Raw genomic sequence first — 25,644 nt, 5'->3', positions numbered from 1 at the left:
TTGATTTTTGATATTGTTATTAATTATTTATCAGTAACACATCCTTCAGAGGCACTGGATACTGAACGCATGTATTTAAGTAAAACTCCTTGTTTGATCGGTGATATTGGTTGTTTCCAATTGGCTTTTCGTTTCGCATATTCTTCATCAGAAATTTTCATATTGATGGTGTTGTTTACAGCATCAATTGTAATCACATCTCCATTTTCGATTAATGCAATTCCACCACCTTCGTAAGCTTCTGGAGTAACGTGACCTACCACAAAACCATGTGAACCTCCTGAAAAACGTCCGTCAGTGATCAAAGCGACAGTATTTCCCAAACCAGCTCCCATAATGGCAGAGGTTGGTTTTAGCATTTCAGACATTCCAGGACCACCTTTTGGGCCGCAATAGCGGATAATGACGACATTACCTGGTTTTACTTCACCTGCTTGTATTCCTCTAATAACATCTTTTTCACCTTCAAAAACTACGGCTGTGCCTTCAAAAAATTCTCCTTCTTTCCCACTAATTTTAGCTACACATCCTTCTGAAGCAATGTTTCCGTAAAGAATTTGAATATTTCCAGTTGCTTTTAAAGCTTTTTGGATTTCAAAAATTACTTCTTGACCATCATGCAAATCTGCAACTGAAGCCAAGTTCTCAGCAATTGTTTTTCCTGTTACAGTTAAACAATCCCCGTGTAATAGACCTTCTTTTAGTAAATATTTCATTACCGCTGGAACTCCACCTACATTGTGTAAGTCTTCCATTAAGTATTTACCACTTGGTTTCAAATCGGCCAATAATGGTGTTTTATCACTAATATCTTGAAAATCTTGTAATGTCAATTCAATACCTACTGAGTGAGCCATTGCAATTAAGTGCATAACCGCATTTGTAGAACCTCCTAAAACAGCTACGATAGTAATAGCATTTTCAAATGCTTTACGAGTCATAATGTCTCTAGGTTTGATATCTTTTTCTAATAATATTTTAATTGCCTTTCCAGCATCAACACATTCTTGTTTCTTTTCAGGACTCAAAGCAGGATTAGAAGAGCTATATGGCAAACTCATACCTAAAGCTTCAATCGCTGATGACATGGTGTTAGCTGTGTACATTCCACCACAAGCTCCAGCACCAGGACAAGCATTTTGAATAATACCTTTGAAATCTTCAGGTGTAATGGTGTTCTTAATTTTTTTACCTAAAGCTTCAAAAGCTGAAACGATATTTAAATCTTCGCCTTTCCATTTTCCTGGGTGAATTGATCCACCATAAACCATAATAGATGGACGATTTACTCTACCCATAGCCATTAAAGCTCCTGGCATATTTTTATCACAACCTGGTACAGCAATCATACCATCGTACCATTGTGCTCCCATAACGGTTTCAATAGAATCAGCAATTACATCACGAGAAACTAATGAAAAACGCATTCCGTCGTTACCATTAGAAATACCATCACTTACACCAATAGTATTAAAAATCAAACCGACTAAATCTTCTTTCCAGACACCTGTTTTAATATCTTTAGCCAAATCATTTAAGTGCATGTTACAAGGGTTTCCATCGTAACCCATACTTACAATACCAACTTGCGCTTTCTTTAAATCTTCTTCAGTTAATCCAAGTGCGTACAACATCGCCTGTGAAGCTGGTTGCGTTTCGTCTTGTGTGATTGTTTTGCTGTATTTATTTAATTCCATTATATTTATTTGTGTAATTTTTTATTTTATTTTTAAACAATTGTAGATTGTCCTATTTGAACAAAATCCCTTTTGAAATATAAATCTCCTTCATTAAGAATATAATTTACTATAAAATCCCCTACTTCATTGGTGCCAAAAAGTGAATCAACATTTAAATCTACCGTAACCACTTTACAAATTATTGCTTTTTCTACTGCTGCAATAACTTTTTTAGATTCTGCTGATAATCCAAAATGTTCTAACATCAGTGCAACAGAAAGAATGGATGCAATTGGATTGGCAATGTTTTTCCCTTTTGCTTTTGTGTAACAACCGTGAATTGGTTCAAAAAGGGAATGTTTATCCCCTAACGAAGCCGAGGCCATTAAACCGATAGAACCTGATATAACGCTTGCTTCATCTGATAATATATCTCCAAACAAATTATCGGTAAGTAAAATATCAAACTGTCTTGGATTCAAAATTATTTGCATTGCAGCATTATCAACATACAAACAATTTAATGTTACTTCGGGATATTCTTTTGCAATTTTAGTAACCACTTTTCTCCATAAACGTGAAGTTTCTAAAACATTTGCTTTATCAACTAAGGTTACTTTTTTACGTCTGGATTGCGCTGCTTTAAATGCTAAATGTGCAATTTTTGTAATCTCTTCTTCATTATATTCACATAAATCCGTTGCATAAGTTCCCGCTTCATTCACGGTTTTTTCACCATAATACATTCCACCATTCAATTCTCTGTACACTAGAAAATCTGTTCCTTCCAAAACTTCTTTTTTTATAGGCGAAGAATTCATTAATTTTGGATACGCTTTTATAGGTCGAATATTGGCAAACAAACCCAATTCTTTTCGAAGCTTGAATAAACCTTGAGCTGGTCGTACTTTTGCTGTTGGATCATTATCATATTTAGGATCTCCAATGGCACCAAACAAAATTGAATCGGTATTTCTACATAAATTCAAGGTTTGCTCTGGCAAAGGTTTTCCTGTTTTTTCAATTGCAATTGCACCTATATAAGCATCTTCAAAAACAAATTCATGGTTATAAACCACACCAATAGCGTACAAAGCTTTTTTCGCTTGCAAAGTAACTTCGGGACCTATTCCGTCACCTGAAAGTACAGCTATTTTTAAATTCATTTTTTAAGGATTATATGTTTATTCAACTAGAGTTTGAAAATTAATTTCTAATTAAATCACTTTCAATTTTACAAGCTTCAATAATTTGATGAATATCAGTATCAATTACCTCTTTTTTAATATCCGCAAATTTAAGGAATTCAATGTATACGATGTCTAATTGTACCTTAGTAAGTTCATAACCTACTTTTTTAGCTCTGTAAGCTAAAGCAGCTCTACCACTTCTGGCTGTAAGTACTATTGAAGATTCATTGACTCCTACATCTAATGGGTCCATGATTTCATACGTTTCTCTGTTTTTAATAACGCCATCTTGGTGAATTCCTGAACTGTGTGCGAAGGCGTTCGCTCCAACAATGGCTTTATTAGGCTGTACTATCATTCCCATACTTTCCGACACTAAACGACTCATTTCGTTCAATTGTTTAGAGTTGATATTGGTATCTAAATTCAAATAAGGGTGTTGTTTAAAGATCATTACTACCTCTTCCAAAGCGGTGTTTCCAGCTCTTTCTCCAATTCCATTTATAGTACATTCTATTTGTCTTGCTCCATTTATAGCACCAGCAATTGAATTTGCAGTAGCCATACCTAAATCATTATGACAATGACAAGAGATAATTACATTTTCAATCCCTTTTACATTTTCTTTTAAGTACTTAATTTTTGCACCATATTCTTCTGGCAAACAATAGCCTGTTGTATCAGGAATATTAAGCACTGTTGCTCCGGATTTAATCACTTCTTCACAGACTCGAGCTAAGAAATCATTATCAGTTCTTCCCGCATCTTCAGCATAAAACTCAACGTCTTCTACAAATGTTTTTGCATAAGAAACGGCATATTTTGCTCTAGCAATAATGTCTTCTCTAGTAGTATTCAGTTTATAAATTATATGTGAATTTGATGTGCCAATTCCCGTATGAATACGTGGTCTTTTTGCATGCTTTAAGGCAGCTGCAGCAACATCGATATCATTTTTAACTGCTCTTGTTAATCCACAAACAGTAGCGTTCTTAACAATTTTGCTGATTTCTGAAACGGATAAAAAATCTCCTGGACTTGAAACCGGAAAACCTGCTTCAATTATATCAACTCCCATTTCGTCAAGTCTATTGGCTATAACGAGTTTTTGTTGAGTGTCTAATTTGCATCCTGGGACTTGTTCTCCATCTCTTAAAGTGGTGTCAAAAATTTGAACTTTCTCTCTATTCATTTTCAATTTTTTAATGTAATTTCACATCTTAGAACAAAAATAGATTTCATTATAGTATTATAAAAATCATTTTTATAGATTATACTGTTTATAAAGCAAACAAAAACTTTACAAGTCACTAATTAACAACAAGTTAAGTTACTATATATTACAATGGCTAACCATCAAAAAGATTCTTTATTTGTATTAATTAAATCACTTTCAAAATCTGAAAAAAGACAATTTAAGATTTTTGCAAGTCGATTGGAGACGAGTTCGAATACAAAATTTATAGAATTATTTAACATTTTAGACAAAACTGATGTCTATGATGAGAAAATAATCTTAAAAAGTGGCATAATCAAGAAAGTACAATTATCCAACCTTAAATCGTATTTATACAAACAAATTTTGGTGAGTATTCGGTTAAATATTCCTAGCCAAAACATTCGATATCAATTGAGGGAACAGATAGATTTTGCTACAATTCTTTACAATAAAGGCTTGTACAGACAAAGTTTAAAAATCTTGGACAAAACGAAGCAACAAGCATTGGAAAATGATGAAAAATATATGGCTTATGAAATTGTTGAATTCGAAAAATTAATTGAATCACAATACATCACCCGAAGTATTCAAGGAAGAGCAGATGAATTAGTTATTCAAGCCAAAGAATTGAATTATCAAAATACTATTTCAAGTAAACTATCTAATTTATCTTTGCAACTATATGGCATAATGCTAAAAACAGGTTATGTAAAAAGTGATACTGAATACAAGTATATTGATGATTATTTCCAAAAACATATTTCAAAATTAGATGAAAGTAAGTTTGGGTTTAGAGAGAAATATTGGTATTACAATGCCAATCTATGGCGTAGTTTTTTAGTACAAGACTTTTTATCTTGTTATAAATATTCACTCAAATGGGTAACTCTTTTTTATGACAACAGGAATATGATTTATCTCAATCCTGTGTTTTTCTTAAAAGGAATTCATTATTTGTTGGAGTCCTTATTTATGTTGAAATACATGTCTAATTTCAAAAAACATCTTGAATTATTTGAGAAAACTGTTAACGATCCCCAATTCCCAATTAATGACAATATTAGTTCACTCTCTTTTTTATATTTGTATAATAACAAATTGAATTATCATATTTTAGAAGGTACATTTGCTGAATCTGAGTACCTGATTCCAGAAGTTTTAGATAAAATGAAATTACATAGTGAACATCTTGATGAACACCATGAAATGATGTTTTATTATAAAATTGCTTGTATCTATTTTGGTAATGAAAAGTATACAGAAACTATTTTTTATCTTGAAAAAATCATCAATAACAAAAACTTATACGTTAGAGAGGATTTGGCTTGTTTTGCTCGATTGTTGAATTTAATAGCGCATTATGAAACGGGTAAAGATTTCAATATCGAAAACCAACTGATAAGTACCTATAAATTTTTAATTAAAATGAATGATTTGCATGAAGTGCAAAAAGAAATCATTCGTTTTTTGAAAAAATTAAACTCTATTTATCCTAGCGACATCAAAAAAGAATTCATAAAAGTAAAAGAGAAATTTGTTGAGCTCGAAAAAAACAAATACGAAAAAAGAGCTTTCCTCTATCTTGATATTATTTCTTGGCTGGAAAGTAAAATTGAAAACAGAAAAATTAGTGATATTATTAAAGAAAAAGCGAAGTTGAGTAATAGATAAATTAGTATTTACATAATCAAAAAAGCACTTTTAAAGTACATTCATTACAAAGCATTTGGACAATTGAAATAATTTAGTACAAAACTCAGTATAATTAATAGAAAATCAGTCTTTATCCGCGTTACAAAGAATTCGTTTTATCCGTGTCCTATTTCCCATCACTCTTAATATTCCAACAACTCCAATAACTCCTTTTCAAACCTTTCTTTTGGTAAATATTGATCTTCTAATGCTTTTGTAAAAGGAATTGGTGTATCTAAACTTGCCACTCTTTTTACTGGTGCATCAAGATATTCGAAACAGTTTTCCATTAGCAGTGCCGAAATATCACTGGCAATCCCTCCAAACATTGAATCTTCATGGTAAATAATCGCTTTGCCCGTTTTCTTCACCGAAGTATAAATAGCTTCAGTATCCAAAGGTTGCAAGGTTCTTAAATCCAATACATCTGCTGAAATTTCAGGATGTTGGGACAAGGTTTCCAATGTCCAATGGATTGCAGCGCCATACGAAATAATGGTAATTTGATTTCCTTCTTTTAACAAGGAAGCTTTACCTAATGGAATAGTGTAATAATCATTTGGAACGTCTTGGTAAACACTTCGGTATAATTGTTTGTGTTCAAAGAATAAAACAGGATTTGGATCGTTGATGGACTCATTCAACAATCCTTTGGCATCATATGGAAATGCAGGATAAACTACTTTTAAACCGGGAGTTTTAGTAAACCAAGCTTCGTTTGTTTGTGAATGAAATGGGCCTGCTTGTGTGCCTCCACCGCAAGGCATTCTAATTACAACATCGGCTTTTTCTTGCCAACGATAATGCGATTTGGCCAGTAAATTAACGATGGGATTGAATCCCGTTGAAACAAAATCAGCAAATTGCATTTCGACAATAGCCTTAAATCCATTGATAGAAAGTCCCATCGCGGCCGATACCACAGCGCTTTCGCAAATGGGAGTATTACGAACTCGTTCTTTACCAAACTGGGCCACGAAACCATCGGTGATTTTAAAAGCGCCACCGTATTCAGCGATATCTTGACCCATAATCACCAAATTGTCATATCGCTCCATTGATTGTCTCAAACTGTTGGAAATGGCATCAATAAACCGAATGTTTTTTATTTCTTCTGAATGATTAACTTCTTGATATTGAATTGTTTTGTATATATCATTTAATTCTTCCTTGTAAGAAGCGATAATATCCGGTTCCGAATTGGCAAGAATTAAGTTTTCATCAATTTCAGACTTGATTTCACTTATTAATTTCGAATCAAATTCAAAGGAGAGAATTCCGTTATGGATTAAATATTTCTTGTAGTTTTCCACTGGATCTTTTAATGCCCATAGTTCCATCAACTCTTGTGGAACATATTTGGTACCACTCGCCTCTTCGTGTCCTCGCATTCTAAAGGTTTTAAATTCCAATAAAACGGGGCGTGGATTTTCAATCATCGAAGCTTTCAATTCGGATAATTTATTACAGATTTCAAGAATATTATTCCCATCGATACTGTGACTTTCCATTCCGTAACCAATGCCTTTGTCTACCAAATTCTCACAACGATATTGCTCATTTGTAGGTGTCGAAAGTCCATAACCGTTATTTTCGATAATAAACATCACTGGCAATTCCCAAACTGCCGCAATATTCAAAGCTTCATGAAAATCACCCTCGCTTGTCGCTCCTTCACCAGTAAAAACAGCAGTTATTTTTCCGTTTTTCTTCAATTTATTTGCCAAAGCAATTCCATCAGCAATACCCAATTGTGGTCCGAGATGCGAAATCATTCCAATAATTTTGTATTCTTGGGTTCCAAAATGAAAACTACGATCACGACCTTTTGTAAAACCATTGGCTTTGCCTTGCCATTGCGAAAAGAGCCGATGCAACGGAATGTTTCTTCCCGTAAAAACACCTAAGTTTCGGTGCATTGGCAAAATATATTCATCAGTATCTAACACAGCTGTAACCCCAACAGAAATGGCTTCTTGACCAATTCCAGAAAACCATTTGGATACTTTTCCCTGCCGGATAAGTATCAACATCTTTTCTTCGATTAGTCTTGGTAAAACCAATCTTTTATATAAATCTAATAATTGTTCGTTGGAAAGATTTTTGCGGTCGAAAGTCATTGGAATCTCTTTATTTGGCTTACTTCAAAAGTATAAAAAAATAACAATTTCAGCCTTTACTGTTGTATATTTTTTAAATCAAGTGAAGTAAACTACTATTTCTCAATTTCATATAATTTATAATCCGTATATAATTTAATCAAAGCACTAATAGACCAAGCTTGTTGAATTGTTCCTTTTCCTTCTTGTGGATTTTGGCCATCAAAAACTTCTGAAATACAATGAAGCCCTTGTTCACTATAAAAATGTTTTTTTAACGGAATCAGTTCCTCGATTACTTTACGTTTATTTTCATCGCTGTCCCCGTATAATTTAAAAAACACCTCGTAATATTCGGAAATTATATAAGGCCAAACCGTTCCTTGATGATAAGCATGGTCCCTTTCCCACTGATTTCCTTGATAAATTCCTTTAAATTCAGGATTTTCCATTTCTAAAGTTCTTAAGCCAAAAGGAGTGTATAATTTAGATTTAATTACTTCAAAAATATGTATTTGTTGTTCCTGATTCAAAAGAGAAAAAGGCAGACTTAAGCAATAAATTTGGTTGGATCTAAAACTAGCATCCGTTGGTCCATTTGGTATAATAACATCATTTAATGTTCCATCGCTATTGAGGAAAAATTCTTCGAAATTGCACTCAAAACTACTAATTATATGAGCGTATTTTTGATCAGAATCAATTTCAAGAATAGTATTAAATTCTGTGAATATTTTCAACGCATTGTACCACAATGCGTTTATTTCAACAGGACAACCTATCCTTGGCGTAATTATTTTACCGTTAACAATAGCATCCATCCAGGTAAGCATTACTCCATCTTGACCTCCGTATAAAAACCCTTCTGGAGTTACATGTATGTCATAGCGTGTTCCGTGTATATGCCAATCTAAAATTTCTTTAAGAACATTCAAATTTTCCTCTATAAAATCTAAATCTTGAAATTTATTGTAATAATCATACACTGCAATAAACAACCATAAACTGGCATCAATGGTATTGTATTCAATCTCATCTTCATTATTATCAGGAAAACGATTGGGAATCATTCCTTGATTGATGTATTTAAAAAAAGTAGTTAAAATGGATTTGGAAACACTTTTATTATTAGTCGCAATGGTCAATCCTCTCATTGAAATCATGGTATCTCTTCCCCAATCTGAAAACCAATGATAACCAGCAATTATAGAAGCACTATTTGTAGATTTTCTATTTACAATAAATTGATTTCCTGAACGTAATAAATCTTTGTAAAAAGTATTAGTAAAACTAGTATTACTATTTATTACTCTTTCTTTTTCTGTAGTTAATAGGGAGTTTATATCCTTATTCACAACAGTGTCATCAACGGAAAAAAGAAGCGTTATTGATTCATTTGGTTTTAATTCATATCGGATATATCCAATTCGGTAATAATCCGCAGCATCGTCTAAACCTCTATATTTTTCTAATGGCAATTGTATGTCTTTAAACCAAGCTCTTTCTTCTATATATTCACCTTCAGTCCATCGAGTAAAAATGGGCATTGATCCATTTTTAGGAAAGGTTTTCATAGTATTAGAACTAATTTCAGAATAAAAATTTGTGGCTGAATTTTCATGAAAAGTACTGTGGAAATCTGTAAATGCATACAAGGGATGCAATTCTAGTATTATTGATTTATGTCCTTTGTTGGAATAATTTATTAAAGAAGTGTTTGAATTTTGCACCATAAAAATACTTTTTTCCAGTTTCCAACCAGCAGTTTTATAGGTCCATAAAGGAAAAGGAACTACTTCAAAATTGTCTAAATATTGGAAACCATTTGGAAATGTAGCTCCAGGATATTCATTGATTGAAAGGTCGTGGTAAACTCCATCTAAAAAAACTCGTTCTTCTATTTTTGATAGAATAACTTTTTTGTTTGTAGGCGGCTCCATTGCAGCTACCAATAATCCGTGATATCGTCTAGTATTTTCTCCTATGACCGTATTTGAGGCATATCCTCCCAAAGCATTCGTTATGATCCATTCTTCAGTGATTGATTTTATCATGATATCCTTGTATTTCCTTAATTAAATTAACTACTAAATATTGTCAATTAAGTTCAGTAAAAAGCGTCTACTCCAGTAATAAATTTCAATTAAAAAAACATAAAAAATTATAGGTATACAAAATTAGATTCTTTAGCTTTTTGCGGCTCAAAGTATGAATTTGGTTTATTTAATTAGTATAAAATAAAGAGCACATGTTAATAAATTTATTTAATAAATCTTTTTATTTTTTATAACACCACAATCGATACTATTTTATCGTATTAAGTATATTCTAAATTGAATAATGTGTAATTTCAAATATCTGAAATGCAAATAAAATATCATAAATACTTCAACGAACATGATTTTATTTAAGATAATTATTATAAAAATACAAAATAGCACACTTCAAAAATTTAAATTAATGTATAATTTAGATTAACAAATTGGCGTTTTTAAATTATTAAGATTTGGTAACTTCAACAATTGAAATAAAAATACCAACTTGAATAATAGTATAATTCGTTAAAAATATTATTTTGTTGATAATTTATTTAATAAGCGGGATTGTATTATAAACCAGTAATTTTATTTAAACACATTATATTCGTTAAACTAAAAAATGTCTTTCAATACACTTTGTAGTCAAAGTGTATTGAAAGACATTTTAAAATACAATAAAAAGGATCTTACAAACTCTTTTAACTACACTTAACGAATTTAATTATTCAGTAACAACACAATCTATACTTGTGAATTTATATTTCACATTATCAAAATCAACAGGCTCACCTTTAACAAAATAAGATGCCCCCAAATAGTTTTCTATTTTCCCATTGCCTAAATTAAATTCGTTACCTCTTTTTAAAATAGCTATAGGGTTTTTAAATATTTTATTTTCATTAGCTCCTTGATGAAAACTATAATCGGCAAATAAAGTATCCCCTCGAAATTCACCGATGATTTTACCAATTTTCGGAGGCATATTTTCAAGTTTCATCACCATTTCACCTGAAATTTTTCCGTCTTTCAAAGTGTTTACTTCTAGATTAATTGTATCCTTTTCATATATTGCTTGATAACAATTTGTATTTATCGGCTTTTCATTTTGGAGTTTGTCAGCGTCAATCGTCTTCGTTTTTTTACAACTTATAAAAACAAAACAAACTAATAGAAAGCAAAATAGACCTAATTTTTTCATAGTAAAATTATTATGTTATTTATTGTAATAAAACTAATGCTAATTTAAACAAATTTTGAATGCTTTACAAAGGATTTAGTATTTAATATTTGGTGAATTTTAAAATCTATATTTCATATGTTGATTTTTTCATTTTAATTGATAAGAATAATTCGAACAATAATATTACTTGAAATTCTTACTAAAAAATGTGATAAATCGTAAAAGATAAAAGCGCTTTAAGACTTTGTAAAAACCAATAGTGAAATTAATAATAATTCTACAATAGCTGATAAAGAAATTGCCCATCAATTAGGAAATAAAACATTGATTGAAGAATTACGGAATTTGGTTCAAATTTTCATTTTAAGTTACTGATTGATGTTAAAAATGAAAGTGGAGCTATTCCAAATATAAATAGTCAAAAAGTTGAATTTCAAAAATCTATAAATGAATTTGAAAAAGAAACAATCTTAGCAAAAAACGTACTTTAAGAAGTTGAAAATTATGGAAAAAATTGGATATTGATTTAATTTAAATGGATTTTCAAATGCCTTTAATGAACGGTTATGAATTAAATGATTACATTACAAAATCAAAAAACAAAAATGAATTGGATGCTATGCTAAATAATTATTTTACAGAACTTTAAAAAGTCATAGCACTTTTACGCTAATAAATTTCAAAATTCAAATAAATACGATCAGATTAAACTGAACTTTAATTTAAAATATTTTTTTACATTTGTAAAGAAGCGAATACTTTTCTAAGTTCTAATTAATACTATGCTATGCAAAACATTCCCAGTGTTGACTTGCGTGATTTCCTTTCGGATGACCCGAAACGTAAACAAAAATTTGTAAATGAAATCGGTAATGCCTTTGAAGAAATAGGCTTTGTAGCCCTTAAAGGACATTTTTTAAACGACCAACTGGTCCAAGAATTATATGGCGAAATAAAAAACTTTTTTGCTTTGCCACTGGAAACAAAACACTGTTATGAATTTCCTGAAATTGGAGGTCAAAGAGGTTATGTTTCTTTTGGAAAAGAACACGCCAAAGGTAGAAAAGAAGGGGATCTAAAAGAGTTTTGGCATTTTGGTCAATATGTAGAAAAAGATTCTAAATATGCCTCTGAGTATCCCAATAATGTTGAAGTTAAAGAGTTGCCAAGATTTAATAGTATTGGAAAAGAAGCCTATCAAATGCTGGAAAAAACAGGAGTATACGTTTTGAGAGCATTGGCTTTACATCTTGGATTAAATGAATTTTATTTTGATGAATATGCAATTGATGGAAATTCAATTCTAAGACCTATTCATTATCCTCCGATTACTTCTGAACCTGAAAATGCCATTCGAGCTGCTGCTCATGGTGATATAAACTTGATTACACTTTTGATGGGTGCACAAGGCAGAGGTTTACAAGTACAAAGTCATAATGGTGAATGGATTGATGCCATTGCTCAACCCGATGAATTAGTAATCAATGTTGGTGATATGTTGTCCCGTCACACTAATAATAAATTAAAATCGACCATCCACCAAGTAGTCAATCCACCCCGGGAATTATGGGGAACCTCTCGTTATTCTATCCCATTTTTCATGCATCCCGTAAGCGAAATGAAATTAGATTGTTTAGAAAGCTGTATTGATGCCCAAAATCCTAAAAAATTCGACGATATTACCGCTGGAGAATACTTGTACGAAAGATTAGTAGATTTGGGATTAATTAAAAAATAATTTATAAATTTATAGTGTAAGAAAGACATTGAGTTTCTGCTTAATGTCTTTTTACATTTTAGCTAAATTAGGAATTTAAAACATCCATGGATGTTTTATAAAAACAATAAAATGGACTTACAAGAACAACTAAAAAATTTATTTCCCGACCATATCGAATCAGAACCAGAAGAATTTCAAGAAGCTGATCATATTCTTTTTATTCAAAAAGAACCTATGATTTGTAAGTTCGAAAAACGTAAAGGAAAAGCAACAACTATAATTGAAGGTTATGAAGGGTCAGACGAGGATTTTAAAATTCTAGCCAAAGAAATTAAAACTAAATTGAGCGTCGGCGGAACTTTCAAAGATGATTCTATAATTATACAAGGTGATTACCGAGATAAAATAATGCAAATATTGAAAGAAAAAGGATTTAAAGTAAAACGAGTTGGCGGGTAAAATTTAAGATTAAAGAATTTAGATTTCAGATTTAAATCTGGAATAAAATAAAAATAATACCCTATGAATATGTAAAAATCACTTTGTGCCTTTGAGCCTTTGTGGCGAAAAAAAAACAAAAAATGATACAATCATCAGAATTAATACTCAATCCAGACGGAAGTGTCTATCACCTTAATCTTTTACCAGAACACATTGCCCACGATATCATCTTTGTTGGTGACCAAAATCGAGTAGAAAAAATAACACAATTCTTTGATAGCATTGAATTTTCGACCCAAAAAAGAGAATTCAAAACTCAAACTGGAGTTTTCAAAGGAAAAAGAATTACAGTAATGTCAACTGGAATTGGTCCTGATAATATTGACATCGTAATGAACGAATTGGATGCTTTGGTCAACATTGATTTGAAAACCAGAACTCCAAAAGAAAAGCTAACTTCTTTAAATATAATTAGAATTGGAACTTCAGGCTCTTTACATGCCGATATTCCTGTTGATAGCTTTGTAATGTCTAAATTCGGATTGGGATTAGACAATATGCTCCGCTCCTATTTAATTGATGATATTTCTGAAATCGCAATGGAAGATGCTTTCATCAAACACACCAATTGGGATTTAAAAAAAGGGCGCCCCTATGTCATTTCTTGTTCAGAAAAATTAGAAAAACGATTGGAAAGTGACAGAATATTCAAAGGATTAACAGGAACAGCTGGAGGGTTTTACGGTCCGCAAGGTAGAGTATTACGATTGAATATTCAGGATGAAAACTTAAATTCAAAAATGGATAATTTTAATTTTGAAGGAAACAGAATTACTAATCTCGAAATGGAAACTTCGGCTATTTATGGATTGGGAAAACTCCTAGGACACAATTGTCTATCATTAAATGCTATTATAGCCAATCGTGCGAATGGAACTTTTAGTGAGGATCCCTACAAAGCCGTTGATGAATTGATTGCCTATGCTTTAGGGAAAATAGCAGAATAAATTAGATTCCTAAAGCATAAATAAAAAGTGAGTTAATTTTTAATTAATTTGCTTTTTTCTTGTTTTTGGCATAAAGTTGCCTTCCTAGTTCCGCCAAAAAAGGCAATCCTATCGAATCGTATTCATAAGTATCATCATTGAATATTTTATTTTTATTTACTAATAATGTCGCTGAAACTATAAATTCAACTTTGTTTTCTTTATCAACTATATAAGCACAATCAGTTATTGTTCCATAGGCATCTCCCACTTTATTGTAAATTTTAATATTGGTTGGAATATTTTCTCTAGTATCTCCAAACATAAAAAACTTGCAATACCCATCATAATATTTTATGGGATCATATCCAGCATTTTTTGGGACATTTTGCATCGAAAATAAAATAAATTCTCTGTCCTTTTCTGTCAGATGAAAGCGCTCCGATTCTTTAAATGCTTCCGGAAAAACAATTCTTTTCATGGTATTATGCATTGTTTCCAATGGATAATAATTTTTATTCGAAAAATCAAACGGTTCATTTATCAGCTGATCAGTTTTCATAAACCCATTTCCTTTTTTTAAATGATTAATTTGTAAAGGAACGATTGATTTATTAACAATTGCAGGAAAATTCACAATCGTGTTATTCTCTAAATAAAGTGTAATCGGTTTGGATATTGGTTCTGTTGGATTTGGAGCTGACAATCGATGCGAAACTCTAAAAGGTGTTAAGCCTTTTTCTTTCATGCTCTCGTTTAAATAATCAAAACCTATGTACTCCAATAAATTAGTACTTGCTTCATTATCACTAACCGCAAAAACTTTAGCAATTTCTTCAGAAAAACGAAGTTTATCAAGCCTTGCATCGATTGTATATTGTGTATTTATTGAAAAATTATCAACTGTATTCAATTTTTCTAATGCCAAAATAGCTAATGGTAATTTGACTGTGCTAGCTGGATAAAAATAGTTCTCTGCATTTAAATTATAACTAAAGTCTTTAAAACTAACTTTGTCCTTTTTATCCCGTAAAATTTGAGTATAAATAATTTGAACTTCATATTCGTTTGGATTCGACATTACGGTTTTTATCTTAGGATTATCAGAAGCCAAAGCTTTTTGCAGTATGTTTTTCTTTGTTCCTGAACATCCTATTTCCATAAATAGTAGTGCAATTACAAGTATTTTTAAAGAATCTCTCATTGACAAACTATTTAAAAATTAATCATTTGATATCCATTTAATAGTTGTTTTTCCTTTTTCTTTCAAATATAAATTTGAAGCACTAAAATGTTTATTTCCAAACCATTTCCCTTGATTGGCGCTCATTGGCGATGGATGTCCCGATTCTAAAACCAAATGTTTCTCTCTGTCAATTTTGACACCTTTTTTTTGTGCAAAACCACCCCAAAGCAAGAAAACTATTTCTTTCTTTTCTTCTGATATTTTCTGGATAACGGCATCGGTAAAGAGATTCCATTTCAGGTGCTTATGGCTGTTTGGTTTATCCATTTGAACGGAAAGAGTAGCGTTTATAAGTAAAATACCTTGTTTTGCCCAATGTTCTAAATTACCGGAATTAGGTAAAAAAATAGTATCTAAATCATCATTCATTTCTCTGTAAATGTTTCGTAACGATGGTGGAATCTTCACGCCATCATTTACTGAAAAACACAGTCCATTGGCTTCTCCCACTCCGTGATACGGATCTTGACCAATAATAACAACTTTTATATCATCAAACGAACAATGATCAAAAGCGGCAAAAATCAATTCCTTTGGTGGAAAACAAGTGTTATTTTGATACTCTTCTTCCACAGTTTTTATCAAATCCTGAAAATAGGATTTTTGGATTTCGTCTTTTAAAACTAATTGCCAAGAAGGACTGAGTTTAGGTTGCATCCTTACTAAAATTTAGCTAATTCTTTTTTTATTACCAATTCTAATTTTGGTAAGTAATCTTCACATATTTCAAAAACAATCTCATAATCAAGCATTTGATAATGATGAGAAATAAAATCTCTAAATCGAATAATTTTATTCCACTCCATTTCTGGATAATTAGTCTGCAATAAATTGTGTTTTCTCGAAATGTTTTTTAGGTTTTCACCAATAGCTTGAAGTCTAGTAACAATAGCATCGAGCAAAATATTACCATAATCAGTTGCAATAAAATTAATTGGTTTTTGAATTTCAGAAAATCTCGTCTTGCAAATTTCAATGTGATTTAAAATAGTTTCCAATGAATATTTATATTGGGCATCATACATAAATCATTTCGTTTTTGATGGTATTTAGAAAACGATCAGACAAATGTGGCCCTTTTCTAACAATATCAATTTTAGAATTTAATTTATTTTCTAAGTAAGAATATAAACCCATAAGCAAGCTGTAAGAAGGTTCTTTAAATTCTACAATGAAATCTATATCACTTTCCTTATTTTCCAACCCTTTAGCATAAGAACCAAATAAAGCAATACTAACAACTCCATAATTATCCTCAAGGAATTGCTTTTCTATTTGTAAAGTATTGATAATTTCATCTTTTTTCATATAACAAATATAAAAAATAATTTATTAGCATCGTAAACTTTGAATCTTTGACATTTAATTTGCATAATTATATTTTACTGTAAAGTTCGTAAAGATTTCGCAAAGTACGCCAAGAAAATGGTTTTTGAGTTTTTACTTTGTAACTTTGACCTTTTGACTTTGACTTTTGACACAAAAATGATATCCATTACAGAAAAAACACTCCAAGATTTACAATTTCCAACTGTTCTCGAAACCATTTCGGCGATATGCAATACTGATATTGGTAAACAAAAAGCACTAGAAATCACTCCGTTTAGAGAGAAAGAAGATTTAATGAAAGCTTTAATGCAAACCACAGAATATGTATCTTCTTTCCAAAATAACAATGCGATTCCCAATCACGGTTTCGATGCTATTACTTATGAAATTAAATTCTTGGCGATTGAAGATAGTTTTCTGGAAGTAGGTAGTTTTAGAAAAATTGCCACTATTTCTGAAACAACCAATTTCTTGCTCAATTATTTCAAGAAATTTGATGATTACTATCCTAATCTCAATATAAAAGCATCTGAGGTACAATTAACCAAAGAAATCAGTAGCCTTATTGATGTAGTAGTTGATAAATATAGCGAAATAAAAGACAATGCTTCTCCCCAATTACAAGAAATACGCCGTGAAATGAATTTGGTTCGTGGAAAAGTAAATCAGAGTTTTGGTGTGGCTTTGACGCAATATAATTCTCTTGGCTACTTGGACGACATTAAAGAAAGCTTTGTTCAAAACCGCAGGGTTTTAGCTGTTTTAGCAATGTACCGACGTAAAGTTAAAGGAACTATTTTAGGAAGTTCCAAGACTGGAAGCATTGCTTATATTGAACCCGAATTGACTTTAAAATATTCTCGTGAATTAAGCAATTTAGAATATGAGGAAAAAGAAGAAATTACCAGAATTCTAAAACAGTTATCCAATCAAATTCGTCCTTTTTTGCCTTTGCTAATTCAATACCAAGATTTTTTGAGTGATATTGATGTGGTGGCTGCCAAAGCAAAATATGCAAACCGAATCAATGGAATATTACCTGCAATTACCGAGAATCGAAGGTTGTTTTTTAGAGATGCCTTCCATCCTATTTTATATTTGAATAACAAACAGAAAAACGAAATTACCCATCCACAAACAATAGAATTGAATCAGGAAAAACGAATTATCGTGATTTCTGGACCAAATGCCGGAGGTAAAACTATTTCGCTAAAAACTGTTGGTTTACTTCAATTGATGCTACAATCCGGCATGTTAATTCCTGTGCACGAACGCAGTGAAACTTTTTTATTCGATAGAATTTTAACAGATATCGGAGATAATCAATCTATTGAAAATCATCTAAGTACATACAGTTATCGATTGAAAAACATGAACTACTTCTTGAAGAAATGCAACAAGAAAACCATGTTCTTGATTGATGAATTTGGTACAGGTTCCGATCCGGAATTGGGAGGCGCTTTAGCCGAGATTTTTCTGGAGGAATTTTACCATCGAGAAGCTTTCGGAATAATTACAACGCATTATTCCAACTTAAAGATTCTAGCCAATGAATTACCTTTTGCAATGAATGCCAACATGCTATTCGACGAAAAAACTTTGGAACCTATGTACAAATTGGTTTTAGGACAAGCGGGAAGTTCGTTCACATTTGAAGTAGCTTTGAAAAACGGAATTCCATTTAGTTTAATCAATCGAGCGAAAAAGAAAATTGAGGTCGGTAAAGTAAGATTCGACAAAACTATTGCTACGCTTCAAAAAGAACGTTCTAAATTAGAAAAGACTTCAATAAATTTAAAAGAAGAGGAAACAAAAGCTCGTGAAGAAGGCAAGAAAATGGAAACTATCAATGTAAAAATAAAGCAAAAACTGGAAAGCTATCAGGAATTGTATGATAGCAACCAAAAGACGATTTACATTGGACAAAAAATAGAAGATATTGCCGAGAAATACTTTAACAATAAAAGCAAAAAGGATCTTATTGGGGAATTTTTAAAATTAATTGAAATTGAAAATTCCAAACGCAAAAAAGCCACACCTAAAGAAGCTAAAGCAATTATTGAAAAGAAAAAAGAAATCATAAAGGAGGTTGAAGAAAAGGTTGAGGAAATCAGAATTGAAAAAAAGGAAAAGAAACTCAAACCTGTCATTGTAAAACCAAAACACATTCTAAAACTAGGAGACAGAGTGAGAATGATTGACGGAAAAGCAGTAGGAAGTATAGATAAAATCGAGAAAAATAAAGCCACCGTAAATTATGGAGTGTTTACTTCAAAAGTAAGTTTAGAGGAATTGGAATTGGTCGAAGCTGTGAAGAAATAGTCTTTAGTAGAACCCGTGTCATTGCGAGGAACGAAGCAATCATAGTTGTTGCTCTCGTAATGTGATTGCTTCGTTCCTCGCAATAACGTATAACAAATTATAAAAATTATGCTAAATCTTCCCAAAAACAAAAAAATAATCCTCTTTGATGGCGTTTGCAATTTGTGTAATTCAGCTATTCAATTCGTCATTAAACACGATAAAAACGATGTGTTTCGGTTTGTTGCCATACAATCCGAATTAGGTCAAGAAATTTTAAAATATATTGGTATCAATCCCACAAACATAGACAGTATAGTTCTGTATGAACCTGGAATTTCATATTACTACAAATCTACTGCAGCAATAGAAATTGCTCGAAGTTTAGGTGGTTTTTTTCATTTTGGAACAGTATTCAAAATCATTCCAACAGGAATTAGGAATCATCTGTATGATTATATTGCCAAAAATCGTTACAAATGGTATGGAAAGAAAGAGAGCTGTATGATCCCTACAAAGGAATTAAAAAATAAATTTTTATAAAATTATTTCAACTATGATTTTTATCATAATTAAAGACCTACTCTTAAATTTGAATATTATTAATTTCTAGATAGGAATTTCATCAATATTTCCTACATGCGCAGTTCATTTTTAATGATTTTTGTTTTTGGTTTAGTAATAATTGGTTTAAACGAAACTGTTTATTTTTGATGAATTTTTATTAAAAAGTTATAAAAAAAGAGGATAACAATATGCTATCCTCTTTTTATATGATGAAAATTCAACGAATCTAACTTCGAATTAACTTTCTGTATTTCAAACGTTTCGGCGTTAAATCACCACCTAATCGTTTCTTCTTATTTTCTTCATAATCAGAAAAACCTCCTTCAAAATAATACACATCAGAGTTTCCTTCGAAAGCTAGAATATGTGTACAAATTCTGTCTAAGAACCATCTGTCGTGAGAAATTACCACAGCGCAACCTGCAAAATTTTCTAATCCTTCTTCCAAAGCTCGAAGTGTATTGATGTCCAAATCATTGGTTGGCTCATCTAATAAAAGTACATTTCCTTCTTCTTTTAAAGTCATTGCCAAATGCAAACGGTTACGTTCTCCACCGGAAAGCATTGAAACTTTCTTATTCTGTTCTCCTCCACCAAAATTAAACCTTGATAAATAAGCTCTTGAATTGACTTGTTTTCCACCCATCATTATGAGCTCTTGTCCATCGGCAAAGTTTTCCCAAATGGATTTGTCTGGATTAATATTTGAATGGGCTTGATCTACATAAGCGATTTTTACTGTTTCTCCAACAGAAAATTCGCCACTGTCTGTTTTTTGTTCTCCCATAATCATTTTGAAAATCGTGGATTTACCTGCACCATTTGGTCCGATAATACCAACAATTCCAGCTTGTGGCAAGGTAAAATTCAAATTATCATATAATAATTTATCTCCAAAAGCTTTACCTACATTTTTAGCTTCAATCACATTAGTACCTAAACGTGGTCCATTTGGAATGTAGATTTCCAAGTTTTCATCCAATTGTTTTTGGTCTTCATTTAAGAGTTTATCATAGTTCTGTAAACGTGCTTTCTGTTTCGTTTGACGTCCTTTGGCTCCTTGTCGAACCCAGTCCAACTCTCGTTCCAAAGTCTTTCTACGTTTCGATGCTACTTTTTCTTCTAGAGCCATACGACTCGATTTTTGATCTAGCCATGAAGAATAATTCCCTTTCCAAGGAATACCTTCTCCTCTATCCAATTCTAAAATCCAACCGGCCACATTATCCAAGAAGTATCTATCGTGTGTTACTGCTATCACAGTTCCAGAATATTGTGCTAAATGTTGTTCTAACCATAACACACTTTCTGCATCCAAGTGATTCGTTGGCTCATCAAGAAGCAGTACGTCTGGTTGTTGCAATAACAAACGACATAAAGCCACACGACGGCGCTCTCCTCCAGATAAATTCTTGATTGGAGTATCGCCTTCTGGAGTTCGCAATGCATCCATAGCTATTTCTAACTTCGTATCAATTTCCCAAGCTCCAAGTGCATCGATTTTATCTTGTAAAAGAGCTTGACGATCCATTAACTTGTCCATTTTATCGGCATCCTCGTAGTTTTCAGGAAGACCAAATAGATCGTTAATATTATTATATTCTTCCAAAACAGCCATTGTTTCTGCTACACCTTCACGTACGATTTCGATTACCGTTTTTGAATCATCAAGAATAGGTTCTTGTTCTAAATAACCTACTGTGTATCCTGGTTGAAAAACCACATCACCTTGATAATTTTTTTCTACTCCAGCTATAATCCTCAATAAAGAAGATTTTCCAGAACCATTTAAACCTAAAATACCAATTTTAGCTCCATAAAAAAAACTCAAATAAATATTTTTTAATACCGGTTTATCTGCTCCTTGATAGGTTTTACTCAATTTTTGCATTGAGAAAATTACTTTCTTATCGTCTGCCATTTTTAATTATTTTATAAAATTTAAATTTAATTTATTCTTACAACCTTCCTTTCAATGAGCTAAACACCCATGAAATAGCCAAAAATCCTACTCCAACTGCAGCAAATCCCCAACCTGATACATCTCTATATTTAAACACACCTAACCCAATCAATAAAAAACCCATCGATAACATTAGTAATGTTGCCCATCCTAAAATAGTGTTTTTATTCATTCCCATAATTTAATTCCGTTTTTAAAAAGGTAAATATCGTGAAATTTAGTGTCTAATTAAAAATTTTGAACAGCATTTCCCGTAATAAATCAGAATGAGGTAACGCATTTGCACCAACACCCTTACTTTTTACGTCAATATCTCTTAACGAAGCTACAATTTGGCTCACTTTCCTCATTGGATAATTTTTGACTGCAATATCATAATCCTTCAAGAAAAATGGATTTACTCCTAAAACAGCGGCTACATTTTTTGGGTTTTTATCTTTTAATCCGTGGTATTTTAATAGCTGAACAAAAAAACTAAAAACTAAACTTGTAGTCATCACAATCGGATTGTCCTTTGGATTTTGTGCGAAATTATCGGCGATAGTGTATGCTTTAAGTTGGTTGCGATCACCAATGGCTTTTCGTAATTCGAATACATTAAAATCTTTACTAAAGCCAATATTTTCCTCAATATGTTTAGGTGTAATTATACTTCCTTTTGGTAATATAATTTGCAATTTTTCCAACTCATTATTAATTTTACTTAAATCAGTACCAAGAAATTCCACAAGCATAGCATTCGCTTTAGGTTCAATTGTGTAGTTTTTTCCGGATAAAACACGCTTAATCCAATCTCCTACTTGGTTTTCATAGAGTTTTTTACTTTCGTAAACCACTCCAACCTTGGCTAGGGTTTTAGTCATTTTTTTACGCTTATCCAAAGTTTTGTACTTATAACAAAACACCAAAACAGTTGTTAACATTGGATTTTCGGCATAACTTTCCAATTTATCAATTGTTCTTGATAAATCTTGGGCTTCCTTTACAATCACAACTTGGCGTTCTGCCATCATTGGATAACGTTTAGCTGTAGAAACGATATCCTCAATCGAAACATCACGTCCGTATAAAACCGTTTGATTGAAGCCTTTTTCATCCTCAGTCAACACGTTTTCTTCAATATAATCGGATAATTTATCAATGTAGTAAGACTCTTCTCCCATCAAAAAATAAATAGGTTTTATATTTCCACCTTTAAGGTCATTGACTATTTTTATAACTTCATCCATTTTTTGAGTGCAGATTTTAGATTGCAGATTTCAGATTTGAAAAACCTAAACCTTAAACTTATTTTATATTTTTGCCAGATGCAACAACTGAATTTTCCAGTTTATAACTTCCGCTTCAAAAATAGCGAAAATAAAGTGTCTATTTTCGATGAAATCAGGAAAAAATTTATCATTCTCACACCTGAAGAATGGGTTCGCCAACATGTAGTTCGGTATTTATTGGAAGAAAAAAAATATCCGAAATCATTGATAAATGTCGAAAAAGTTCTTAATGTCAATGGATTAAGAAAAAGATATGATGTTGTTGTTTTTTATCCAGACGGTTCTATTTTTGTCTTAATTGAATGCAAAGCTCCTGAAATTAAAACAGCCCAAGCTACTTTTGATCAAATTGCACGCTACAACATGACTTTGAAAGCCGAATATTTGATGGTAACTAATGGTTTGAATCATTACTTTTGCCAAATGGATTTTGGAAACGAAAAATATGTGTTTTTGAGAGAATTGCCAGACTACAAATCAAAATAATATTTAAAAATTAATGAAAATAGCAGTTGTCATACTCAATTGGAATGGTATAAAATTATTAGAAAAGTTTTTACCTTCCATTGTAAAACATTCACCCGAAGCTGAAATTTATGTTGCTGATAACGCTTCAACAGATGATTCTGTTGCTTTTGTAAAAACTAATTTTCCAAGCATACATATAATACAAAACGAAAGTAATTTTGGTTTTGCCCAAGGCTATAACGAAGCTTTAAAAAACGTTGATGCCGATTACTTTGCGCTAGTTAACTCTGATGTTGAAGTGACAAAAAACTGGTTAAAACCCATCATTGAAACATTCGAAAAAGAACCTAATACGGCAATACTTCAACCCAAAATATTAGATTTCAAACGTAAAGCCTATTTTGAATATGCTGGAGCGGCTGGAGGATTTATAGATAAATACGGTTATCCTTATTGTCGTGGACGTATTTTTGAAACTTTAGAAATTGATAATGGACAATATGATGATACTTGTGAAATTTTATGGGCATCAGGTGCATGCTTTTTTATAAGAAGTTCAGTTTATTTTAATTTAAAAGGTTTCGATTCTGATTTTTTTGCTCATCAGGAAGAAATAGATTTATGTTGGAGAGCATTTAATTTAGGCTACAAAATTAAATATAATTCACAATCTGTAGTTTATCATGTGGGTGGTGCAACGCTAGAAATTGGAAATCCTATAAAAACTTTTCTAAATTTCAGAAATTCTTTGTTAATGTTAGTTAAAAATTTACCCGAAAAAAATCTATACTTGATTATAATGTGTCGATTAATTTTGGATGGAATTGCTGGTATTAAATTTTTATTACAAGGAAATTTCAAGCATTTTACAGCTATTTTAAGAGCTCATTTTTCCTTTTATCGTTTATTTTCAATTAATTATAAGAAAAGAGGGGCTTTTCAATCTAAAAAATACTACAATTTGAAAAGTATTGTATACAACTACTATCTTTTTTTTGGCAAGGTATTTGTGAAATAAAATTTAGAAAAATTAACAATCATTATTAACATTTAAAAAACTAAATTTGTAAAACTACAATTTGTAAAACAAAATTTATTTAAACTCTAATTTTATGAAAAAAATCGTAATTGCCCTGTCCTTTTTTGTCTTATTGACATCATGTGTTTCAAAAAAACAATACGCTTCATTGGAAGCTAAAAACAAAGAAATACAAGATTTATTAAATTCTTGTACAGTAAAATTAAATACTTGTTTGGAAGAGAAAGCTGGTTTAGCTGCTTCAGTTATTGGCTTGAAAGATCATAACCAAACTTTGATTTCTCAGACAAAAGACATGACTATATTGACTTCAAAAGGAGCTGATAACATCGAAAAAGCATTAGAATCTATCAAGGAAAAAGATTTAAAAATTAGTAGAATGCAAGATGCATTAACTAAAAAAGACAGTGTTACTCTTGCTGTTGTAACTAGTTTGAAATCTTCAGTTGGAATTTCTGATCCAGACATTGAAATCAATGTTGAAAAAGGTGTTGTTTTTATTCAAATTGCTGACAAATTATTATTTAAAAGTGGTAGTTATGAAGTAACTGATAGAGCTAAAGCTGTATTGGCTAAAGTAGCTAAAGTGATAAATGACAAACCAGATTTTGAATGTATGGTTGAAGGTAATACAGATAGCGTTCCTTATATTGGTAATGGTGTTTTACTTGACAACTGGGATTTAAGTGTAAAACGTTCTACTTCTATCATCCGTGTTTTAGCTAATGATTTAAAAGTGAATCCAGCTCAATTGATTGCTGCAGGAAGAAGTTCTTATGTACCTTTAGTAGGAAATGATACTGCTGAAAACAGAGCAAGAAACAGAAGAACTCGTATCGTTGTTTTGCCTAAAATTGATCAATTCTACGAAATGGTTGAAAAAGAAATGAAAAAACAATCAAAATAATAAGATTAATGTCTTGTCCTAAATAACCGATACAGATTATTAGACAAAAATATTTAATTAAACACTTGCAAAAACGTTTTTGCAAGTGTTTTTTGTTTTATAGGTCCTCATTTTAATTTGACTTTGTAAATGCATTTGGTTTGGAGTCAGCATATGATTAGAATAATGAGGTCTTAATTCATTGTATATATTGACTGATTCTTTGACAATTTTTCTGATGATGTTTAAATCTAAATTGTATTTATCAATCATGAATTCCTGTTTTAATATTCCGTTTATTCTTTCAGCTACAGCATTCTCATAGGGAT

The 25,644-nt window shown here is 31.4% G+C and carries 23 protein-coding genes; 9 read left to right on the top strand and 14 right to left on the bottom strand.

The annotated features are described in order from the left end of the window. Positions 1–23 precede the first annotated feature (23 nt). The 3 genes from ilvD to E0F76_RS15210 are packed head-to-tail and all read right to left on the bottom strand — an operon-like array spanning position 24 to position 4,061. On the bottom strand, positions 24–1,697 hold the full coding sequence (gene ilvD, locus E0F76_RS15220; protein ID WP_132007993.1) for a dihydroxy-acid dehydratase: 1,674 nt from the start codon (positions 1,695–1,697) through the stop codon (positions 24–26). Positions 1,698–1,729: 32 nt separating this feature from the next. Then, a complete protein-coding gene (gene leuB / locus E0F76_RS15215) occupies positions 1,730–2,845 on the bottom strand; it encodes a 3-isopropylmalate dehydrogenase (protein ID WP_132007990.1) in 1,116 nt (371 codons plus the stop codon). Positions 2,846–2,885: 40 nt separating this feature from the next. Further along, positions 2,886–4,061, bottom strand: coding sequence for a 2-isopropylmalate synthase (locus tag E0F76_RS15210; protein ID WP_132007987.1), 1,176 nt, complete (start codon positions 4,059–4,061; stop codon positions 2,886–2,888). 153 nt (positions 4,062–4,214) lie between these two features. Here E0F76_RS15210 and E0F76_RS15205 point away from each other — a divergent pair, with 153 nt between their 5' ends. Beyond that, a complete protein-coding gene (locus E0F76_RS15205; RefSeq protein ID WP_132007984.1) occupies positions 4,215–5,759 on the top strand; it encodes a hypothetical protein in 1,545 nt (514 codons plus the stop codon). 164 nt (positions 5,760–5,923) lie between these two features. Here the strand turns inward: E0F76_RS15205 and E0F76_RS15200 are convergent, their stop codons facing one another. The 3 genes from E0F76_RS15200 to E0F76_RS15190 all read right to left on the bottom strand — a co-directional run bounded on the left by E0F76_RS15200 (position 5,924) and on the right by E0F76_RS15190 (position 11,116). Further along, the gene (locus tag E0F76_RS15200; RefSeq protein ID WP_132007981.1) at positions 5,924–7,900 is read right to left on the bottom strand and encodes an alpha-ketoacid dehydrogenase subunit alpha/beta; all 1,977 of its coding nucleotides are present in this window, start codon (positions 7,898–7,900) and stop codon (positions 5,924–5,926) included. 95 nt (positions 7,901–7,995) lie between these two features. Next, entirely contained in the window at positions 7,996–9,933 is a 1,938-nt protein-coding gene (locus E0F76_RS15195) for an amylo-alpha-1,6-glucosidase (RefSeq protein WP_132007978.1), read from the bottom strand. Positions 9,934–10,639: 706 nt separating this feature from the next. Continuing rightward, complete coding sequence (locus E0F76_RS15190; protein WP_132007975.1) at positions 10,640–11,116, bottom strand: hypothetical protein; 477 nt, start codon at positions 11,114–11,116, stop codon at positions 10,640–10,642. Positions 11,117–11,885: 769 nt separating this feature from the next. On the opposite strand from E0F76_RS15190, the gene E0F76_RS15185 reads away from it, so the two are divergent. From E0F76_RS15185 to E0F76_RS15175, 3 genes are all read left to right on the top strand, one after another. Continuing rightward, entirely contained in the window at positions 11,886–12,836 is a 951-nt protein-coding gene (locus E0F76_RS15185) for an isopenicillin N synthase family dioxygenase (protein WP_132007972.1), read from the top strand. 111 nt (positions 12,837–12,947) lie between these two features. Beyond that, positions 12,948–13,277, top strand: a complete 330-nt coding sequence (locus E0F76_RS15180; RefSeq protein WP_132007969.1) for a translation initiation factor — start codon at positions 12,948–12,950, stop codon at positions 13,275–13,277. 122 nt (positions 13,278–13,399) lie between these two features. Then, positions 13,400–14,266 carry a nucleoside phosphorylase gene (locus E0F76_RS15175; protein ID WP_132007966.1) on the top strand — a complete coding sequence of 289 codons (867 nt, stop codon included), beginning with the start codon at positions 13,400–13,402 and terminating at the stop codon, positions 14,264–14,266. Positions 14,267–14,309: 43 nt separating this feature from the next. Here the strand turns inward: E0F76_RS15175 and E0F76_RS15170 are convergent, their stop codons facing one another. Genes E0F76_RS15170 through E0F76_RS15155 form a run of 4 tightly spaced genes read right to left on the bottom strand, consistent with a single transcriptional unit; the run spans position 14,310 to position 16,799 of the window. Beyond that, entirely contained in the window at positions 14,310–15,449 is a 1,140-nt protein-coding gene (locus E0F76_RS15170) for a serine hydrolase (RefSeq protein ID WP_132007963.1), read from the bottom strand. 18 nt (positions 15,450–15,467) lie between these two features. After that, on the bottom strand, positions 15,468–16,148 hold the full coding sequence (gene ung, locus E0F76_RS15165) for a uracil-DNA glycosylase (RefSeq protein ID WP_132007960.1): 681 nt from the start codon (positions 16,146–16,148) through the stop codon (positions 15,468–15,470). Between the two features lie 5 nt (positions 16,149–16,153). Next, on the bottom strand, positions 16,154–16,516 hold the full coding sequence (locus E0F76_RS15160) for a HepT-like ribonuclease domain-containing protein (protein ID WP_132007957.1): 363 nt from the start codon (positions 16,514–16,516) through the stop codon (positions 16,154–16,156). Next, the gene (locus E0F76_RS15155; RefSeq protein ID WP_132007954.1) at positions 16,509–16,799 is read right to left on the bottom strand and encodes a nucleotidyltransferase family protein; all 291 of its coding nucleotides are present in this window, start codon (positions 16,797–16,799) and stop codon (positions 16,509–16,511) included. The genes E0F76_RS15160 and E0F76_RS15155 overlap by 8 nt, the downstream gene beginning before the upstream one ends. 177 nt (positions 16,800–16,976) lie before the next feature. Here E0F76_RS15155 and E0F76_RS15150 point away from each other — a divergent pair, with 177 nt between their 5' ends. Then, entirely contained in the window at positions 16,977–19,142 is a 2,166-nt protein-coding gene (locus tag E0F76_RS15150; RefSeq protein ID WP_132007951.1) for an endonuclease MutS2, read from the top strand. Between the two features lie 108 nt (positions 19,143–19,250). Next, entirely contained in the window at positions 19,251–19,664 is a 414-nt protein-coding gene (locus E0F76_RS15145; RefSeq protein WP_132007948.1) for a thiol-disulfide oxidoreductase DCC family protein, read from the top strand. 250 nt (positions 19,665–19,914) lie between these two features. Here the strand turns inward: E0F76_RS15145 and ettA are convergent, their stop codons facing one another. From ettA to holA, 3 genes are read right to left on the bottom strand one after another with little or no spacing between them, the layout of a single operon-like run. Further along, positions 19,915–21,609, bottom strand: a complete 1,695-nt coding sequence (ettA, locus tag E0F76_RS15140) for an energy-dependent translational throttle protein EttA (RefSeq protein ID WP_132007945.1) — start codon at positions 21,607–21,609, stop codon at positions 19,915–19,917. 37 nt (positions 21,610–21,646) lie between these two features. Beyond that, positions 21,647–21,829, bottom strand: a complete 183-nt coding sequence (locus E0F76_RS15135; RefSeq protein WP_132007942.1) for a CAL67264 family membrane protein — start codon at positions 21,827–21,829, stop codon at positions 21,647–21,649. A 46-nt stretch (positions 21,830–21,875) separates the two neighbouring features. After that, a complete protein-coding gene (gene holA, locus E0F76_RS15130) occupies positions 21,876–22,880 on the bottom strand; it encodes a DNA polymerase III subunit delta (RefSeq protein WP_132007939.1) in 1,005 nt (334 codons plus the stop codon). A gap of 78 nt (positions 22,881–22,958) precedes the next feature. Here holA and E0F76_RS15125 point away from each other — a divergent pair, with 78 nt between their 5' ends. The 3 genes from E0F76_RS15125 (at position 22,959) to E0F76_RS15115 (ending at position 25,336) form a co-directional block, all read left to right on the top strand. After that, the gene (locus E0F76_RS15125) at positions 22,959–23,408 is read left to right on the top strand and encodes a type I restriction enzyme HsdR N-terminal domain-containing protein (RefSeq protein WP_132007936.1); all 450 of its coding nucleotides are present in this window, start codon (positions 22,959–22,961) and stop codon (positions 23,406–23,408) included. A gap of 13 nt (positions 23,409–23,421) precedes the next feature. Then, positions 23,422–24,408, top strand: a complete 987-nt coding sequence (locus E0F76_RS15120) for a glycosyltransferase family 2 protein (protein WP_132007933.1) — start codon at positions 23,422–23,424, stop codon at positions 24,406–24,408. 94 nt (positions 24,409–24,502) lie between these two features. Beyond that, positions 24,503–25,336 carry an OmpA/MotB family protein gene (locus E0F76_RS15115; RefSeq protein WP_132007930.1) on the top strand — a complete coding sequence of 278 codons (834 nt, stop codon included), beginning with the start codon at positions 24,503–24,505 and terminating at the stop codon, positions 25,334–25,336. Positions 25,337–25,393: 57 nt separating this feature from the next. On the opposite strand, the gene E0F76_RS15110 is transcribed toward E0F76_RS15115, so the two are convergent. Beyond that, a partial coding sequence (locus E0F76_RS15110) for an integrase core domain-containing protein (protein ID WP_165932721.1) occupies positions 25,394–25,644 on the bottom strand: 251 nt, incomplete at its 5' end.

Origin of the sequence: Flavobacterium cellulosilyticum, from assembly GCF_004349355.1 — a bacterium.
Classification (GTDB): Bacteria; Bacteroidota; Bacteroidia; order Flavobacteriales; family Flavobacteriaceae; genus Flavobacterium; species Flavobacterium cellulosilyticum.
Note: the sequence above shows the minus strand (reverse complement) of the source record. Positions and strands in the feature narration are given on the sequence as shown.